Source organism: Acinetobacter sp. YH16044 (assembly GCF_013417145.1).
Classification (GTDB): Bacteria; Pseudomonadota; Gammaproteobacteria; order Pseudomonadales; family Moraxellaceae; genus Acinetobacter; species Acinetobacter amyesii.
Genome location: NZ_VPEK01000003.1, coordinates 61,440 through 78,237, shown reverse-complemented (window position 1 = coordinate 78,237; position 16,798 = coordinate 61,440). Strand labels below are relative to the sequence as shown.

The 16,798-nt window shown below is 40.0% G+C and carries 11 protein-coding genes; 6 read left to right on the top strand and 5 right to left on the bottom strand.

The features are described from left to right. Positions 1-27 precede the first annotated feature (27 nt). The 3 genes from FTV38_RS03150 to FTV38_RS03140 are packed head-to-tail and all read right to left on the bottom strand — an operon-like array spanning position 28 to position 3,516. Positions 28-2,040, bottom strand: coding sequence for a TRAP transporter permease (locus FTV38_RS03150; RefSeq protein WP_180021286.1), 2,013 nt, complete (start codon positions 2,038-2,040; stop codon positions 28-30). Next, complete coding sequence (locus tag FTV38_RS03145; protein ID WP_227591861.1) at positions 2,037-2,531, bottom strand: DUF1850 domain-containing protein; 495 nt, start codon at positions 2,529-2,531, stop codon at positions 2,037-2,039. The genes FTV38_RS03150 and FTV38_RS03145 overlap by 4 nt, the downstream gene beginning before the upstream one ends. Further along, positions 2,509-3,516 (bottom strand): TAXI family TRAP transporter solute-binding subunit, encoded by a 1,008-nt coding sequence (locus tag FTV38_RS03140; protein ID WP_180021284.1) that lies wholly within the window; start codon positions 3,514-3,516, stop codon positions 2,509-2,511. Before FTV38_RS03140 ends, FTV38_RS03145 begins: the two co-directional genes overlap by 23 nt. 436 nt (positions 3,517-3,952) lie before the next feature. On the opposite strand from FTV38_RS03140, the gene FTV38_RS03135 reads away from it, so the two are divergent. The 6 genes from FTV38_RS03135 to FTV38_RS03110 all read left to right on the top strand — a co-directional run bounded on the left by FTV38_RS03135 (position 3,953) and on the right by FTV38_RS03110 (position 11,802). Continuing rightward, on the top strand, positions 3,953-4,546 hold the full coding sequence (locus tag FTV38_RS03135) for a LysE family translocator (protein WP_180021282.1): 594 nt from the start codon (positions 3,953-3,955) through the stop codon (positions 4,544-4,546). A gap of 112 nt (positions 4,547-4,658) precedes the next feature. Then, positions 4,659-5,228 carry a dCTP deaminase gene (dcd, locus tag FTV38_RS03130; protein WP_005008040.1) on the top strand — a complete coding sequence of 190 codons (570 nt, stop codon included), beginning with the start codon at positions 4,659-4,661 and terminating at the stop codon, positions 5,226-5,228. A gap of 244 nt (positions 5,229-5,472) precedes the next feature. Continuing rightward, complete coding sequence (locus tag FTV38_RS03125) at positions 5,473-7,533, top strand: hypothetical protein (RefSeq protein ID WP_180021280.1); 2,061 nt, start codon at positions 5,473-5,475, stop codon at positions 7,531-7,533. 10 nt (positions 7,534-7,543) lie between these two features. Then, positions 7,544-8,233 carry a hypothetical protein gene (locus tag FTV38_RS03120; protein ID WP_168379306.1) on the top strand — a complete coding sequence of 230 codons (690 nt, stop codon included), beginning with the start codon at positions 7,544-7,546 and terminating at the stop codon, positions 8,231-8,233. A 30-nt stretch (positions 8,234-8,263) separates the two neighbouring features. After that, positions 8,264-10,444, top strand: coding sequence for a DUF6160 family protein (locus tag FTV38_RS03115; RefSeq protein ID WP_180021278.1), 2,181 nt, complete (start codon positions 8,264-8,266; stop codon positions 10,442-10,444). A 50-nt stretch (positions 10,445-10,494) separates the two neighbouring features. Beyond that, positions 10,495-11,802 carry a hypothetical protein gene (locus FTV38_RS03110; RefSeq protein ID WP_180009837.1) on the top strand — a complete coding sequence of 436 codons (1,308 nt, stop codon included), beginning with the start codon at positions 10,495-10,497 and terminating at the stop codon, positions 11,800-11,802. 64 nt (positions 11,803-11,866) lie between these two features. Here FTV38_RS03110 and FTV38_RS03105 read toward each other — a convergent pair whose 3' ends face one another. Together FTV38_RS03105 and FTV38_RS03100 are read right to left on the bottom strand one after the other, a co-directional pair. Then, on the bottom strand, positions 11,867-13,582 hold the full coding sequence (locus tag FTV38_RS03105) for a proline--tRNA ligase (protein WP_180021276.1): 1,716 nt from the start codon (positions 13,580-13,582) through the stop codon (positions 11,867-11,869). A gap of 96 nt (positions 13,583-13,678) precedes the next feature. Further along, complete coding sequence (locus tag FTV38_RS03100) at positions 13,679-16,783, bottom strand: efflux RND transporter permease subunit (RefSeq protein ID WP_180021274.1); 3,105 nt, start codon at positions 16,781-16,783, stop codon at positions 13,679-13,681. Between the last annotated feature and the right edge of the window lie 15 nt (positions 16,784-16,798).

Here is a 16,798-nt window from a genome sequence, read left to right as displayed (position 1 = left end):
TAATTACCGGGCTTTTTAATTGGTTTTTTAGGAGGAAAGAGACGGGTTTGCTTTACGTTTAGCAGTGATAATATTCACCGTAATTGCGATGATGACCATGATAATGCCTACAATATCTGTAATGGTTTCTGGAATAATCATACACAGCGCACCCACACCTAAAAAAATACGCCAGAACCAGTTGAGATAAGTCTTGAAATAACCTTCAACTGCGGAGCCTAAAGCGAGAATTCCTATCACTGAAGTGACAGTAATACTCACTATAGTTGTCCATGCAGGAAAGGCAAATTCTCGAGCATTGACTGCAACATTGGTGGTATCAATCATCAGCATGGCAGGGTTATAAACGAATAAAAATGGAACAATAAAACCAGCAAGAGATAGTTTTAAGGCCTGAAACCCAGTGCGCATTGGATCACCGCCTGCAATTCCTGCGCCCGCAAAGGCGGCAAGGGCAACTGGTGGGGTGATGTTTGCAAATAAACCAAAATAGAACACAAACATATGCGCGACTAATACAGGGATATCAAAGTTTGCGAGTGCTGGTGCTGCCATGGTGGCAGTAATGATATAGGCCGGAATAGATGGAAGCCCCATGCCTAAAATCATCGATGCAATCATGGTTAAAAATAAAGTGAGAAAGAGACTACCTGCACCTAAACTCATAATTGAAGAAGTCATTACTGAACCAAAACTTGTCAGACTTACTACGCCGATAATAATACCAACGACAGCACAAGCAGCCATCACAGATAATGATTGTTTGGCTCCATCAACGAGCGCATCTAAAATATCTTTTACACCCATTCGTGTTGATTTTCTTAAAGCTGCTACAAAGATGGTCAGGACGATGGTGTAGACAGCAGCATAGCTCACAGGAATATTTTGAAATAAGAAAAAGACCAGTGCCAAAATTGGAATAAGTAAATGTCCACGCTCTTTTAGAACTTCTTTTACTTTAGGTAAATCAGCTTTAGGTACGCCTTGCAGATCATCTTTACCCGCACGGAAATGAACTTGAGCCATGACGCCAAGGTAATACAATAAGGCAGGTAATAATGCGGCTAGTGCAATCGTGCCATAACTCACGCCAGTTGTTTCGGCCATAATGAAGGCACTCGCACCCATGACTGGCGGCAAAATTTGTCCACCGACGGATGCACTGGCTTCAACGGCACCAGCAAAATTCTTGTGATAACCAATTTTTTTCATCAATGGAATGGTAAATGATCCTGTGCCAACAACATTGGCAACAGCAGTTCCATTAATACTGCCCATAAATCCACTTGAAATTACAGCAACTTTGGCAGGACCACCTTGTTTATGACCCGCCAATGCCATGGCAAGATCATTGAACAATTTCCCCATACCTGATTTTGCAAGAAAAGCACCAAAAAGGATAAATAAGAAAATAAAAGTGACGGATGCACCAATTGCCGAAGAATATAAGCCTTCGGTTTTTAAATACATATGTCCGAAAATGTCGCTGATGGTATAAGGGCGAGTAATTAATCGATCTGGCAACCAATCAAAGTGACTGATAAATGTATAGGTCAGGAAAATTAAACTTAAAATGGGCAGCATCCACCCCATGACCCGGCGAGTTGCTTCTATGACTAATACCACACTCATAATTGCAAACGCGATATCTAAGGTATTTGGAATACCACCTCGAGTGGTCATAATAGATTGATATTCTTTCCATAAATATAAAAAACTGAAGATGGAAAGCAAAGCCAAGAACCAATCGAGAAGTGAAATATGCTGCCGGGAGCTTGCTTGACGAGCTGGATAGAGTAAGAAAATGAGTGCTAGGCCAATAGCGACATGGGCTGCACGCTGTATTAACTCAGGTAAAGGATTAAACGTAATAAATAAATGAAATAATGAATAAAAGATCGCTACAAATGCAACAAAGTAGGTAACAGATTTGCTCATATTGATTCGAGTAACAGATTCCCGATCAAATTTTTCTAATATGGCTTGTTGTTGTTTCTCATCGAGTTGTTCTAATACAACTTTATCTTCTTTGGAATTCATAGGCATTCTCCAATCCACCAAGACTTCCATTTGGGTTGATATTGAACCGAGATGTTGACCAAACTATAGTCTGGGTAACTTTGAAAAATAGACCAAATTTTTTGGTCAGCGAGGATCGTGCCTTGCATATTTCTAGAAATCACCCAGTTGATTTCATCTATATTTTGATTGACCCGCATTCTAATCACACCATTTTTTTGAAACTCAATGGGATAATTTGAGGGTGTACCTGCACCAAATGAAATCAAATCGGTGTGGCGCAGTAAAAACTTATTCTTTTGACGCTGATATTGTTCAGACCAAGCCGTCTTTTCTACTGAATGCTTCCACTGTAAATCAAATTGATCAGTTGAAATTTTGCATATATCAGTTTCAACTCTAACCTGCGTATACAGTGTTGGATAGCTAGCATAGATTAAGAAGAACAATATAAAAAATGCAGTATAAACTGCATTTTTTTGAAGCTTATTATTTTTTAGCCACTTCATCATAGTAGCGTTTCGCGCCTGGATGTAGAGGCGCTACAAGGCCTTGTTGAGCACCTTCAAGCGTGATTTCTGTTGCTGCTTGGTGTGAAGTTGCCAATTGAGGCAAACTGTCAAAGAAAGTTTTTGTTAGTTTGTAGACATCATCATCCGATATATAAGTGCGAACAACTAATGCATTTTTAATTGCGGCAGTTTGAATGTCCGCAGTATTGCCATATGTGCCTTTTGGAATAATCATCGGTAAGAAATAACTTTGATCTTTAGCTATTTCTTTGACTTTATCTGCATTGATTGAAACTAACTGTAGATCAAAGCTTTGTTGAAGTTCCATGAGTGATGAGTTTGGAATGCCACTGGTCAGGAATGCTGCATCAAGCTTGCCACCTTTTAAAGCATCAGCGGCTTCAGCATAGCCCAAATAATCAACTTTAATATCTTTATAGGTGATTCCAAAACCATTCAACAGTGTACGTGCATTTACTTCTACACCTGAATTTTGTGCACCTACAGCGATACGTTTACCTTTCAAATCTTCGATATTTTTGATCCCTGATTTTTTAGAGGTTACGATTTGTACGTAGTTGGGATAAAGCGCTGCGACTTGGCTGAGATTCTCAACTTTACCATTTGCGAAACTTCCTGTTCCGTTCAGTGCTTCTGTTAAGCTGTCACTCATAACAAATGCCATTTCAACTTTATTCTGTTTGAGAAGGTTTAAGTTTTCGACTGATGCACCTGTAGTCTGAGTCTTAGAATTTACACCAAAAGTTTTGTTATAAATTTCTGCAAGACTCGTCCCAATCACATTGTAAGGTCCTGATGCTCCGCCAGTTGCAATGGTTACGAACTTGGTTTGAAGTTTGTCAGATGTAGCAGTTTCTGCGCTTTTTCCTTCCGTGGTATTTTTTGAAGTAGATTGATCATTTGAGCAAGCAGTAATACACGCCAAAGTAACCGAGAGTAACGTGAGTTTTGTCCATTGGTTCATAGAAACGTCCTTTTACACATAAATTTTGAATATTGATTTGATGAGTTTTAATTTTAATTTCCACTACTCAATTGAACATAACTTAATCAATTATTTTTGAAAAGTATTTTTTTTTTATTTTTTAGTCTCCAATAAATAATGGTTATGCGTAAGAATGGCATGGAGCTATATCGTTTATTTTAATAATATTTTGTTACGTGTAAAAACTGTAGGGTATACATGGAATCATGTGAAATTTCTTTTATAAATATAAGTTCAAGATATTTCTTTGAATTGTAAGGTGCTCTGAATGACTGTTCAGCTAAGGTTTTGTTTTTCTATTTAAGTTACTGAATTTATAATTAAATAAGGAGTTTTTTATAAGCATTTCTATTTTTTATTTTGCTAATACGAAACAACTGAATTAATCTTCGCGGATTAAGTTTGAGGTCAAAGTATGATTTCATGGTTTTTTATTGGTCTAGTTATCAGTATTTTGTTAACGCCGGGACCAACCAATACGCTACTCGCATCTTCGGGTATTCAAGTTGGGCTACGTAAATCATTCCGACTCATTCCAGCGGAAGCCTTTGGTTATCTTATTTCGATTAGCCTATGGGGTTTTCTCATCGGTAAAATTTCCGTATATCTACCTTTATTGCCGACCATTTTGAAATTGTTTAGTGCTGGCTATATTCTATTTTTGGCTATGCGATTATGGCGTACAGCAACTGTTGCTGAAAATTTTAATCAAAAGGGCATTCGTGCACGCGAACTTTTTGTTGCGACGTTATTAAACCTCAAAGCATTATTATTCGCATCTGCGATTTTTCCTGCATTGGCTTGGCAAAATGCGCAGTATTATGTAGCTCACATGCTAATTTTTTTGTTGTTGATCGTTCCTATTGCATTTTTTTGGACCTTCCTTGGTTCCGTTTTGGCATCGAATAAAATTAGTTGGCTCAATCAAGCCAATTTACAACGAACAGCATCGCTAGTCTTGGTCAGTTTTTCGATACCACTGAGTTATTCTGCGATTTTAAAACTCTAAAATGATTTGAAAATGACTAAATCCGCTTAGTTCGGCAAAGCTTATTTTCATTAAGTCGGATTTCAGTTAAAGTACCACGCAATAATTGATTTAAGTTTTTGGATAGAGATAAATGGCTATTAAGTCTGATCGTTGGATTCGCGAAATGAGCGAAAAACACGGCATGATTGAACCGTATGCAGAAAACCAAGTCCGTTATGATGAAAATGGCGAAAAGCTTATTTCGTATGGCGTGTCGAGCTATGGTTATGACGTGCGTTGTGCTCGTGAATTTAAAGTCTTTACCAATGTTCATTCAGCAATTGTTGACCCTAAAAACTTTGACGATAAAAGCTTTATTGATATCGAATCAGACGTTTGTATCATTCCGCCGAACTCGTTTGCACTAGCACGTACAGTCGAATATTTCCGTATTCCACGTAATGTGTTAACCGTTTGTTTAGGTAAATCAACCTATGCTCGCTGCGGTATTATTGTCAATGTGACACCTCTTGAACCAGAGTGGGAAGGTCACGTAACTTTAGAATTTTCAAATACAACCAACTTGCCTGCACGTATTTACGCGGGTGAAGGTGTCGCACAAATGTTGTTCTTTGAATCAGACGAAGTGTGTGAAACCTCTTATAAAGACCGTGGTGGTAAATACCAAGGTCAAACCGGTGTGACATTACCGAAAGCTTAATCCTTCGGATTGAGTTTAAAAAAGCGGGCGAATTAGCCCGCTTTTTTGTTGGGTCATTCATCGGAAAATAGACCATTCGGTGGGGAAGTTTTTGCAATTGAGTAATTATTCAGCATAATAAAAAGTTAAGTGACTGGTCTATCACAAGTCTCCATTTAAGGAATAAATGGACAATAACATCAAAGCCAGTTCTCAGGAATAAATATAAGAGAGATGCAGAGCATCTGATAAAAGGAAGGTCGAGATGACTCAATTCACCCAGGCTAAGTTATTCCGCCAGAGTTGCTTAGCAGCCGCAGTCAGCATGTTCGCTGCACCATCTGTTTATGCGCTTCAAGATTTATCAGATGAAGCACTTTCAGCCACAACGGGTGAAGGTGTTGCACTCACTTTAGAAAATTTCAAAATGGTCTTTCAAGGCCCAAATGACCGTTCTACAGCTTCTAGTTATGCGTCAGGTATGGTTGATCCAGGGAAAAACGATACAGGTTTTATTCGGATTATTCCTACTGGTGAAAACTATGAACAATTAGGGCAGCGTGCTTACGATAAAATCTACAAAGCAGCTTATGTTGATGCTTATCAGCAAGGCCGAGTTACGGGCTATAACGGTGTTTATGACTCAACTTTCTTAAGTTCTAAAAGCACTTATGAGACCAATAATGCTACACGTATTACCAATGAAACCATAACAACATATTCAACAGAATATCGTGGTCGATTAGTACAGTCTTATCTTGAATCGCCAACGATGAAGGCATATTACGATCAGCGTTATAAAGACTATTATAATGGGTCATCGTGGTTAATGGATTTCGAGGAAGATGGAACAACGAAAGAATCAATTACTCCAGGACTAAAAGAAAAGTCACAAACTGCTGCTTTAAAAAATACCTATGAAATGATTGAGTTACTATACGGTAACAATAGTACGGGTAATTTACCGACCACTTCGACTTTTTATAAAAATTATGTCTCAGGAAAAATTACACGTTCAAATATTATAGATACGACAAAAAATGCTCAGTTGAATGCCAAAGCGGCAGAAACCCTCAATCAGTTGGCAACGGACTATGCCAAGCTTGAAGCTCAAAAGGCGAGTGATTCAGCATTAGCAACTGTGAAAAAAAATGCTGAAATTACAGCAAAACAAATTGCCTCGACTGCGACCGTATCGAGCCTCAGATCGAAAGCAGATGTTTTTATTTATGGTTTAGCATTATCCAATAGCAAAGACAAAAATGGCAAAAGTTCATTAGCGACGCGCTATACAGACCAAGGGTTTAATTGGGGGACAGCTGAAAATCCGTGGCTTTTCCATGCGGGAAATCAAGATGTTGAACAATTTGCGAAAGATAATAAGGGGAATGTTGGTTACTTAGCCATTGAGGCACCATTAAAGAAAATTGCGGCAGATGATGCATCTAACAACATCAAACTTGGTTTGTGGATGGATGTATTTTCACGGTCTTTGAATTCAAGCAATGTTGTTGATCCGATTACCGGTGCGCCGACCAGTGGCTTGGATAAAGACTATCGTTTACGTACTCAAATTGTTGCGAATGGTTTGAGCTTCAATGGTTCACAAGTTCGAATTTTTCAAACCCTAAAATCAACCAATACCAATTACAACCAAACCTTAGGTTTAGCTAGCCTAATTCGTATTAACACCAACGATCGTGCTGAATCACTCAGTATTAATGATGGTGATTTGGATGCTCGCGGCATGCGTATCAGTACAGCTGCACGCCCTGAATTGGATGATGGAACAGCAGCGACACCAGCGATGGATCGATCTGCAGCTCCAATCTTTCATGAAACTGAAGGTCTATATTTATATAGCCCAAACATCAATTTAGTTTTAGGCAATATGTATCAGCCCTTTATTGTGGGGTCGGAAGGTCGAAATATTATTTTGGAAGTAACACGTATACCTAACGTGCCTTCAATTTACAGTAAAATTTATACCTACTATACAGATATCGCTGGTAATACCACAGGTACATCGGGTTTAACTGCTGCAGACTTTAAAGGTTCAACCTGTAATGTCTATAGTTGTGGCACGGAGTTAAAAGCAAACTCTTCAGATGCGACAGCACTATATCAAGGACGTAATGCAACACACAGTAGCATTGCGATCGGTACAGTAGAGCGCTTGCCTGGTAATCTGTTGAATGCAAAAAGTACGGATACTGCGACAGGTGTGGTGTTTAAAGGTGTCAATGGACAAAGCACGAATTTAGGATCTGTTGCCATAGATGGCGTATTGATTCAGCACTTAAAAATAAGAACAACAGGGCTGTAGGAGAAATCACATGTATAAAATTTTATGCGCTGTTGTTTGTGCTGCACTGACACAAACTCATGCAGGTTTAGTGTCTATGGATAATAGGGAACTTACCGCTGCAACCGGTCAAGGCGGTGCAGATCTCAGTTGGACACTTTCCTTAAATCATCAATATGCCAATGATATGTCAAAAAACAACATATCAATCATGGATGCGAATGGTAAAACAACGCAAGCATTTTATGGATATCAATGTTCATCCAATGAGTTTTGTCGCTTAGCACTTGCGCCCAATAATCATGTGGATGCAAATGGTAATAAGAAATGGTTGGTGTTTAAACAGTTTCAAGGAACGTTACAGATCGATCAATTTTCACTAGATGGTGTGACGATTATCAATCGTGAAGGTAATCCACAAACGGCTATGCAGTTGACATTTTATGATGATAAGCCATTAAAAATTAGGAATTTAGGCTTTGCTACGTTGGCGGTGGAAACAGGTACGACAGGTAAGGAAGGTTATGAGAATACCAGTACTTATACGACCTATACCGAAAAGAAAGCTGATGGAACAACTTCAACTTTAGCTGTGCCTGATTTTGATCGTGGTTCAGAACAAGGATTTATGGGTGTTAATGTGCACGGCAACATGCACATGAGTGGAAAGTTAAACATCTTCAGTTTTAACTGCACTGGAAATGGTGCAGGTCGCTGTTAATCAGCTGTGACTGAATATAAGGATATAGTGATGAAAAAAATAACAACTTTAACGGCACTCGCAACCAGTATTTTACTTGCTCAACATGCATATGCTTTTGAAGCGATGACCGATGAAAGCTTGGGTGCAGTTACTGGCCAAGATGGTATTTCGATTACCTATGAAGTTTCTAGAGTCAAAGTTGATCAGTTAAATTGGGTTGACCCAACTAACCAAAATAAGATGAAAATGGGTTTGCACAATGTACAAATAGATGGTGTTGGGCAAAGCACCATTACATCAAAATTAGATTTTGATGTGGGGACGACGGATGCTGGTGTAGGCATGCGTATAGCTGCAAGTGTCAGTCCATTTACGGCTGTTGCACAAAATATTATGCTGCTGTGTCAAGGTGCAACGTGCCAAACGCCTACGCAAAATTTAGGTTCACTTACGATTGCAACATCTTCACCTTTAAAAGTATTACTTGAAACCAGCAATGGTCTATTTAACCGTAATGATACGGCGTATATGGAATTTCAATTGCAAAATGCCAGTATTAGTCATGGTATGAATGGACATAGCGTAACCTTAAAGGACTTTAACTTTAACTTTGCTGGTTCAGGTTATATGTATGTTGCAGCTGATGAAGGCATTGTTCTCACCACAAAATCCACAGGGAGCAAAGATCATACGGTCAATTTGGGGCGGGTCAAGGACACATCAGATGTGCATAGCTCACGTAGCGATGCCACAAACCCCGGCGTTAATATCGATCTACGTTACGGTACCGATGGTGGTGCACAGCGCAATTTAATTCGTATGGGAGCATCGGGTGCTGTCACTAATGCACGAGTGGCCTTAAATGCCAATCAAGACGGAATTAAAGATTTTGGTCTAGCAACGAAAGCTTCAGGATATGAGTCTGTTGGTTCAGGTGGTTTACATTTAGGAGTGCGCGCGGATTTTACTTCAAAGGATGATCCGAGTCTTGTTGCAGGTCAAGCACCGACAACCTTAGAAATTGGCCATACGGGTATTGGTAGTTATGCCATTGAATTTTCAAATTTAACGTCTTTAGTTGCTGATAAAAATGCCTATATTGATTTTGGCGATATTTATATCAATACCATTCAAGCAAAAAGCCTTGATTTTCTGGTAAATGATAAATTAAAAGCGACATTAGGTTTAACCAATAATGTTTTAACCCAAAACTTGTCAAATCAAACGGCAGGCGGAAATTTTGCACTAGTGGCGATTCGTGGTATGGATTTTCAGTCCATCGCGCGTACCGCACGATTTATTTCTGATAACTCAATTGCTGCAATTGCAAGTAATGACAACAGTTGGGGGATTGGTATCCCGATTTATAATATGAATGCCAATGTTGCATTATCAGAGAAAAAATACAGTTATAAAAATGCGGCTGAAAAATCAGGTATTGGCTATAACCTTGTAATGAGCACAGATGGTTATGGAGTTGATAAAAAAACAGGAACACCAAGTACAACTTCCATTATTTTGATTGATGGTAAAAAAGGTATTAATGGTCAAGAAGTCAATTATTATGCAGGCTTACGAAACATCAATGCCCTTATTCAATCTGATGGTGTGATTGGTTATGAAAATGATGGCATCTATGTACGTGCAGATAATTTATTGATTGCAGCTAATGCCGAGTTAGCGATTGGTCAACTTCCGGGTTCAACCTATAACTGTGCGACTACAGCTTCTGCCAAATGTGGGACTACAGTACCTTTAGATAATTTCTCTAAACGTGATGATGTGTTGACGAATATTGCGTTTAAACTTGATGGTAAAGGTGAGCTATTTATAGTGCCGGGTCTAAATGACAGTGCAGAAAATAATTATTTATCTTTCCGTGGAAGCTTTGAATTTAAAGCATTAACAGATGCTGAAAAGAAAGATCAAAAAGTTATGGGAAGCTATTTAAGTTTGATGAATGAAGATGTAAATGCCAGCGGTGTCGTTTCAGCTTCAAGTATCAATATTAATAAAATGCAGGGCGATCTAGGCTTTGATGCTCGGATTAAAATGAAGCAAGATTCGGTAGAGTTTGATAATCAGGTGAAATTTAATCCGACCAATAATATGTCTAAAGCATTTCGTGCAGAAGTTTCGATGTTAACAAATGGCAATATGCAGAAGATGGCTGATATAGCCCTGACAGGTGGAACAATGCGAAGTACGATGGGGATTACTCCGCGCTAGTCAATTTAAATCAATAACAAATAAATAAAATAACGAACAGGGAATTTGTTATGAAAAAGAAGTTAATCAGAGGTTTGATATTCTCGACATTTGCGATGAGTAGCTTATCTCATGCAATGATGGCTTTAGATGATGAAAGCTTATCAAAAGTTGATGGTCAAGCATTACTCTCCATGGAATATACGCAGGGGTATAATTCTGTGGATGAGAGTGGACAAGCCGTAGACCAATCCAATGTCGGCTTTTATAAGCTTGGTTTAGAAGCTGAAATGGAGCTCAATGCCAATATTAAAAAGCTGCAATTGGGGTGTGGTGGTGCAAATGGCTCAGGTGCTTGTGATATTGATATCGATCATATTTCATTGAGTGGATTGCCTGTAAATAGCAATTATACGTCTGATGAACGTGCGGCAACTTCTGCTTTGTTGACCAATCCTTTTATCGAAATTGCAATTAAAGATCCCAAATCAGCTGCAACTCGTGAAGTGATGGGCTTTCGTCTGAGCGCTGAAAAAATTTCTGGGTTAATGACGTTAGGTACAGAAAATAGTAATACACCCAATGGTATCAACACCTTTAGTGGGTATATGAAAACCAAAGCGTCTGCGGGTGTTGCAACAACTGCCGAGCGTGTGATGGACTATGCTTCTACGCAGCAATACATTGAAGGGGCAGTTAAGGGGACATTATTTGGTGCTGAAGTTGATCTACCGCTTCACTACAAATCAGATAATTATTCTTTTAATTTAAAATCAACCACAGCACCTTTTACAATTCCAGCCACTGTCGTGAGCGGGAATAGAATTAAGGATAATATTGCGGTATTAAAAGGCACAGGTACAGTTGATCGTCTAGATTTTAGTGGTCCATTAGAAGCTCAGATCTCTCTACTTGGGTTAAATATTAATTTGAATAAAGACGTAACAGGCTATCTTACTGGACTACAAACCGATATTACGGTAAATCAAAGTTTAGGTTTGATCCATGCACTTTATCTAAATAACCCTGCTTCGTTATCCTTACAAGCTCAAAAAATACTCTGGCCTGGTGCTGCAGTTGCAGCAGAAAGAGGTTGGTGGTTGGCGATGGAAGATGAGGTCGATTTGGGGAGTATTACACCTTCAGATAAAGTGGCGATTACGGATGAAGTGTTGAAACAAACGATCGCTGGAATTAACCATGACTTAAGTACCAATGTTCGTAATTGTGGAGATTTAATCTTTGGTTGTGTTGCAGGTTCGGCTTTAGATGTTAAAGAAATTAAAAACCCGTCATTAATTGATTTCCCATTAAACAATTTAAAACTTTCTGGACAGGAGTTTCGTTCTAACTGCTTCGGCGGGCTGAAATTCTGTTAAGGCTTAAAGTATTTAATATAAAAAAATCCCGCACTTAGCGGGATTTTTTTATATTTAGCGCAAATTATTTTGCAATTTTCGCTAAAAGGTCTTCTTTACTGAGGTTGCTTGATTCTTCATCACGGCGACCTTTGTACTCAAATGTACCAGCATCCAAACCTTTCTCACCAATAACGATACGGTGTGGAATACCTGTTAACTCGATATCAGAGAATTTAACACCTGGACGTTCATTACGATCATCTAGAAGCACATCATAACCAGCAGCAGTTAATTCTGCATACAGTGCTTCAGCAGCTTCCATTGTACGCGGTGACTTATGCGCATTCATGGGCACAATAGCAACTTCGAAAGGAGCAATTGCAGACGGCCAAATAATCCCTTTGTCATCGAAGTTTTGTTCAATCGCAGAAGCAACAACACGGGTTACACCAATACCGTAGCAACCCATAGTCACAACGAGAGGTTTGCCATCTTCACCTAAAACTTTACAGCCAAGCGCTTCAGAGTATTTTTGACCCAACTGGAAGATATGACCAACTTCGATACCACGTTTAATCAAGATTGTACCTTGACCATCTGGAGAAGGGTCACCTTCAACAACATTACGAAGGTCATAAACTTCGGTGTATTGTGCATCACGTTCCCAGTTTACACCTACAGCATGTTTATCGACTTGGTTTGCACCAGCAATAAAGTCTGAAAGTACAGACGCTGCATGGTCAACAATAACGGTAATGCCTTTTTCGGTTAAGCCTTGAGGGCCACAGAAACCAGCAGTTAAGCCTAAGTCAGCTAATTGTGCTTCAGTTGCAAAAGTTAATGGAGCAGCAATTAATGGGTGTTTTTCTGCTTTAATTTCATTCAGTTCATGGTCGCCACGTAGGAATAAGGCAACCACTGGTGCAGCTTTACCTTCTTCAGCAACACCTTGAACCAATAATGCTTTGACAGATTGAGTAGGGTCTGATTTAAGGAATTCAGAAACCTCAGCAATGGTTTTCTGATTTGGTGTATCAACAATCTCAAGTGCTTTAGTCGGAGCAGCACGTTCACCTACTAATACTGCTTCCGCCATTTCTACGTTAGCAGCATAATCTGACTCTGTAGAGAATGCGATGTCATCTTCGCCGCTAGACGCAAGGACATGGAATTCGTGTGAACCCGAACCACCAATTGAACCTGTATCCGCTTGAACTGGACGGAAATTTAAACCTAAACGAGTGAAAATTTTGCAATAAGCTGCATACATCTTGTCATAGGTTTCTTGTAAAGAAGCTTGGTCAACATGGAAAGAATAGGCATCTTTCATGATGAATTCACGTGAACGCATCACACCGAAACGAGGGCGGATTTCGTCACGGAATTTGGTTTGTACTTGGTAGAAGTTTGCAGGCAATTGCTTATAGCTTTTCAACTCATTGCGAGCAAGATCTGTAATCACTTCTTCATGTGTAGGGCCAAGTACAAAGTCATTGTTATGACGGTCTTTAAAACGTAAAAGTTCTGGACCATATTGTACGAAACGACCTGATTCTTCCCATAAAGATGCAGGTTGAGTGACAGGCATCAGGACTTGAAGTGAACCAGCACGATCCATCTCTTCGCGGATAATCGCTTCAACTTTATTTAATACGCGAACGCCCATCGGCAGCCAAGTGTATAAACCTGAAGCCAATTTACGAATCATCCCGGCACGAAGCATAAGCTGATGTGAAATAACTTCAGCATCGTTTGGGGTTTCTCTTAACGTTGCAAATAAAAAGCGACTCGCGCGCATGGAAACTGTCCTAAAAAATTAAGCGTTAAAGTGGAGAGTATACAATAAAAAATGAGGTGAACATTTTCCAAAGTCACCTCATTTTAGATTTTGTCATTATGACATGATTTTTTTGGCCTGACGCGCAAGGAAGTTTCGGAAATCATCCAAATAGGTAAAAATCACCGGCACAACCACAAGTGTTAGTAGGGTAGAGGTAATCACCCCGCCAATCACGGCATGTGCCATAGGCGCACTTTGTTCACCGCCTTCACCCAGACCAAGTGCAAGCGGAACCATACCCATCACCATTGCACTGGTGGTCATTAAAATGGGGCGTAAACGGGTTTTACCTGCTTCAATAATTGCGTCATAACGATCTACACCATGATCCATGGCTTTTTTAATAAAGTCGATGAGTAGAATTGCGTTCTTTGTCACCAAGCCCATGAGCATAATAATCCCGATAATGGAAAAGAGGTTCATGGTTGAATTAAATAAGAATAAGGCTAAGAAAACCCCAATCAATGATAAGGGTAATGAAGCCATAATGGCTGCAGGGTGAATGAAGCTATTAAATTGTGAACCCAAAACAATATAAATAAATACAATAGAGAGGGTAATCGCTGTCATTGCATAACCTGCAGATTCAGCCATATCTTTATTGGCACCTTGCGTGACAAAACTATAACCCGGTGGCAAGTCGAAATTTTTCTCAATCTCATTGATTTCGGCACCAATATCACCCGCGGGACGACCTGCCGTGTTGGCTTCAACCATCACTTCACGTGCTAGATCACGACGGTTAATTTGTGAAGCACCGAGCGTTTCTTCAAAGCTAGCCACACTTGCCAATGGAACCAAGATAGGTAAGCCTACGGCATCGGTTTTTTGTGATGTGATGTACATGCTTTGAATGTCAGTTGGCAGACGACGCTGATCTTCAGTGAGTCGTAAATTTACATCATAGGTTTCGCCTTTATCATCCTTCCACGTTGTTACATTATCCCCCGCAAGAAGAGGGCGTAACACATTGGCGATCTGATTGACGGATAAACCTAAATCACTGGCTAAAACGCGATTTATATGTACACCTAGCGTCGGTTTAGGTTCTTTAAGCGAGCTTTCTAAGTCGACAATACCTTCGACTTTGGCAACTTCAACCAAGAATCGATCTGAAATGCGTTGTAACTCATCCAAGTCGGGGCCTTTAATCGAGATCATGACCGGCTTTTGACCGCCCGAAACTGTTTCATCAGCTGAGGCAATCGAGGTAATGGTAATACCTGCTATATGTTTTAAGCGGGTACGGAATTCATTGTTGAGATCCGTTAAGGTCTGACTACGCTCCGTACGTGGTGAAACAGTGACACGAATGCTAGCATGGTTTTTACCCCGATCAGTGGCACTATTAATTGCACCATAAGTGGCTTTGACTTCTGGATGTTGGCGAATGATACGATCTACTTGCTTAAGCTTAGCCTGCGAATATTCAAGGGTTGCATCAACGGGTGTTTCAAATTTGATCCGAATTTCACCTTTGTCTGGTACGGGTACAAATTCAGTTCCGATCATTTTGGATAAAGCTAATGCGCCAAATAAAGACGCGACGGCGATTAAAAGGGTAATGAGCCTAAATTTTAAAGCAAGCTTGAGTAATTTTTCATAATGATGGCTTAGGTTGTCGAGCTTGCCCGAAATCCAGTTAAAAAAACGTTTGATTTTACCCGGCTTTTTATTTGGATCGTGGCGCTCTGCCCAGTGAGCAGACAACATGGGGTCAAGGGTGAAACTCACAAACATTGAAATCAGTACAGCGGTACTGACGGTTACACCAAATTGATAGAAGAAACGCCCAATAATGCCGCCCATAAATGCCACAGGTAAAAATACCGCGACAATGGTCAATGTTGTGGCCAATACAGCTAAACCAATTTCTTTTGTGCCGTCGAGTGCAGCGGTGACGTGGTCCTTGCCCATATCGGCATGGCGGACAATATTTTCGCGTACTACAATGGCATCATCAATCAGGAGACCGATACTCAGTGAGAGAGCCAGTAGGGTCATCATATTGATGGTAAAACCAAAAATCCAAACAAAGGTGAGGGTACCTAGTAGCGAAATCGGTAGGGTTAAACCTGTAATGGCTGTCGAACGAAATGAGCCGAGAAATAACAATACAATGAGTACCGCAAGTACTGCACCTTCAAAAATCGTACGTGCCACGTCTTTAATGCTGCCACGAATACCTTTTGAAGAATCAACCACAATTTCTGCGGTCGTGCCTTGCGGCAATTGCTTTTGGATTTTACTTAAGGTTTTACGGGTATTATCAACAACCTCAATCACATTAGAGTCCGAACTTCTCAGAATGTCGACAGCGACGGCTGTTTTACCATTCAGATAAGCACTCGACTCCATTTCGGCTTGGCTATCTTCTATCTCGGCAATTTGTTTGAGATAAATCGGCGCGCCATTTTTATTGGCAACCACTAAATCACCGAATGAGTTTGGGTGAATAACCCGAGATTTAATTTCGACCACCAATTCTGAGTTCTTTTGTTTTAAAGTCCCCCCTGGAACTTCAATATTTTCAGATTTTAGGGTGTTTATAACTTGGTCTATCCCAATCCCGAAACTTTGTAATTTTTGCGGATTTACTTGAATACGAATTTGACGCTGTGCATCACCCAATAAATTGACCGTACCGACACCGGGAACCGTTCTAAGCTGGGGCACAATCCGTTGATTCAGATAGGAACTCAAATCACGTAAAGACATGTCCTTCGATTCAAAAACAATCGACATAATCGCACTGGCAGTAGGGTCATAACGTTCTACGATGGGGTCATCAATTTCATCACGAAATTGTGCGGTTACTGGTGCAATTTTATCTCGAATATCCTGTGCAGCTACAGAGGACGAGACATCTAGATTAAATTCGACAATAACCGTGGATAAACCTTCACTGGATTGAGAAATGACTTGCTTGAGGCCTGAAATGGTATTGATCTGATCTTCAAGTTTCTTGGTGATTTCAGATTCGACAGACTCAGGAGAAGCACCCGGATAGTTGGTGTAGACAACAACAAAAGGGAAGTCGATATCAGGAAACTCTTCAACACCCATACGTTGCCAAGATGCGAGTCCTAGTACCATCAGACAGAACATCATCATGATAGTGAAAACAGGATATTTCACACTAATTCGGGTTAACCACATAACAACTGTCCTGCC

Excerpts from the sequence above, each read along its gene's own strand:
- FTV38_RS03150 (WP_180021286.1), bottom strand. The coding sequence starts at position 2,040 with ATGAATTCCAAAGAAGATAAAGTTGTATTAGAACAACTCGATGAGAAA.
- FTV38_RS03145 (WP_227591861.1), bottom strand. The coding sequence starts at position 2,531 with ATGATGAAGTGGCTAAAAAATAATAAGCTTCAAAAAAATGCAGTTTAT.
- FTV38_RS03140 (WP_180021284.1), bottom strand. The coding sequence starts at position 3,516 with ATGAACCAATGGACAAAACTCACGTTACTCTCGGTTACTTTGGCGTGT.
- FTV38_RS03135 (WP_180021282.1), top strand. The coding sequence starts at position 3,953 with ATGATTTCATGGTTTTTTATTGGTCTAGTTATCAGTATTTTGTTAACG.
- dcd (WP_005008040.1), top strand. The coding sequence starts at position 4,659 with ATGGCTATTAAGTCTGATCGTTGGATTCGCGAAATGAGCGAAAAACAC.
- FTV38_RS03125 (WP_180021280.1), top strand. The coding sequence starts at position 5,473 with ATGACTCAATTCACCCAGGCTAAGTTATTCCGCCAGAGTTGCTTAGCA.
- FTV38_RS03120 (WP_168379306.1), top strand. The coding sequence starts at position 7,544 with ATGTATAAAATTTTATGCGCTGTTGTTTGTGCTGCACTGACACAAACT.
- FTV38_RS03115 (WP_180021278.1), top strand. The coding sequence starts at position 8,264 with ATGAAAAAAATAACAACTTTAACGGCACTCGCAACCAGTATTTTACTT.
- FTV38_RS03110 (WP_180009837.1), top strand. The coding sequence starts at position 10,495 with ATGAAAAAGAAGTTAATCAGAGGTTTGATATTCTCGACATTTGCGATG.
- FTV38_RS03105 (WP_180021276.1), bottom strand. The coding sequence starts at position 13,582 with ATGCGCGCGAGTCGCTTTTTATTTGCAACGTTAAGAGAAACCCCAAAC.
- FTV38_RS03100 (WP_180021274.1), bottom strand. The coding sequence starts at position 16,783 with ATGTGGTTAACCCGAATTAGTGTGAAATATCCTGTTTTCACTATCATG.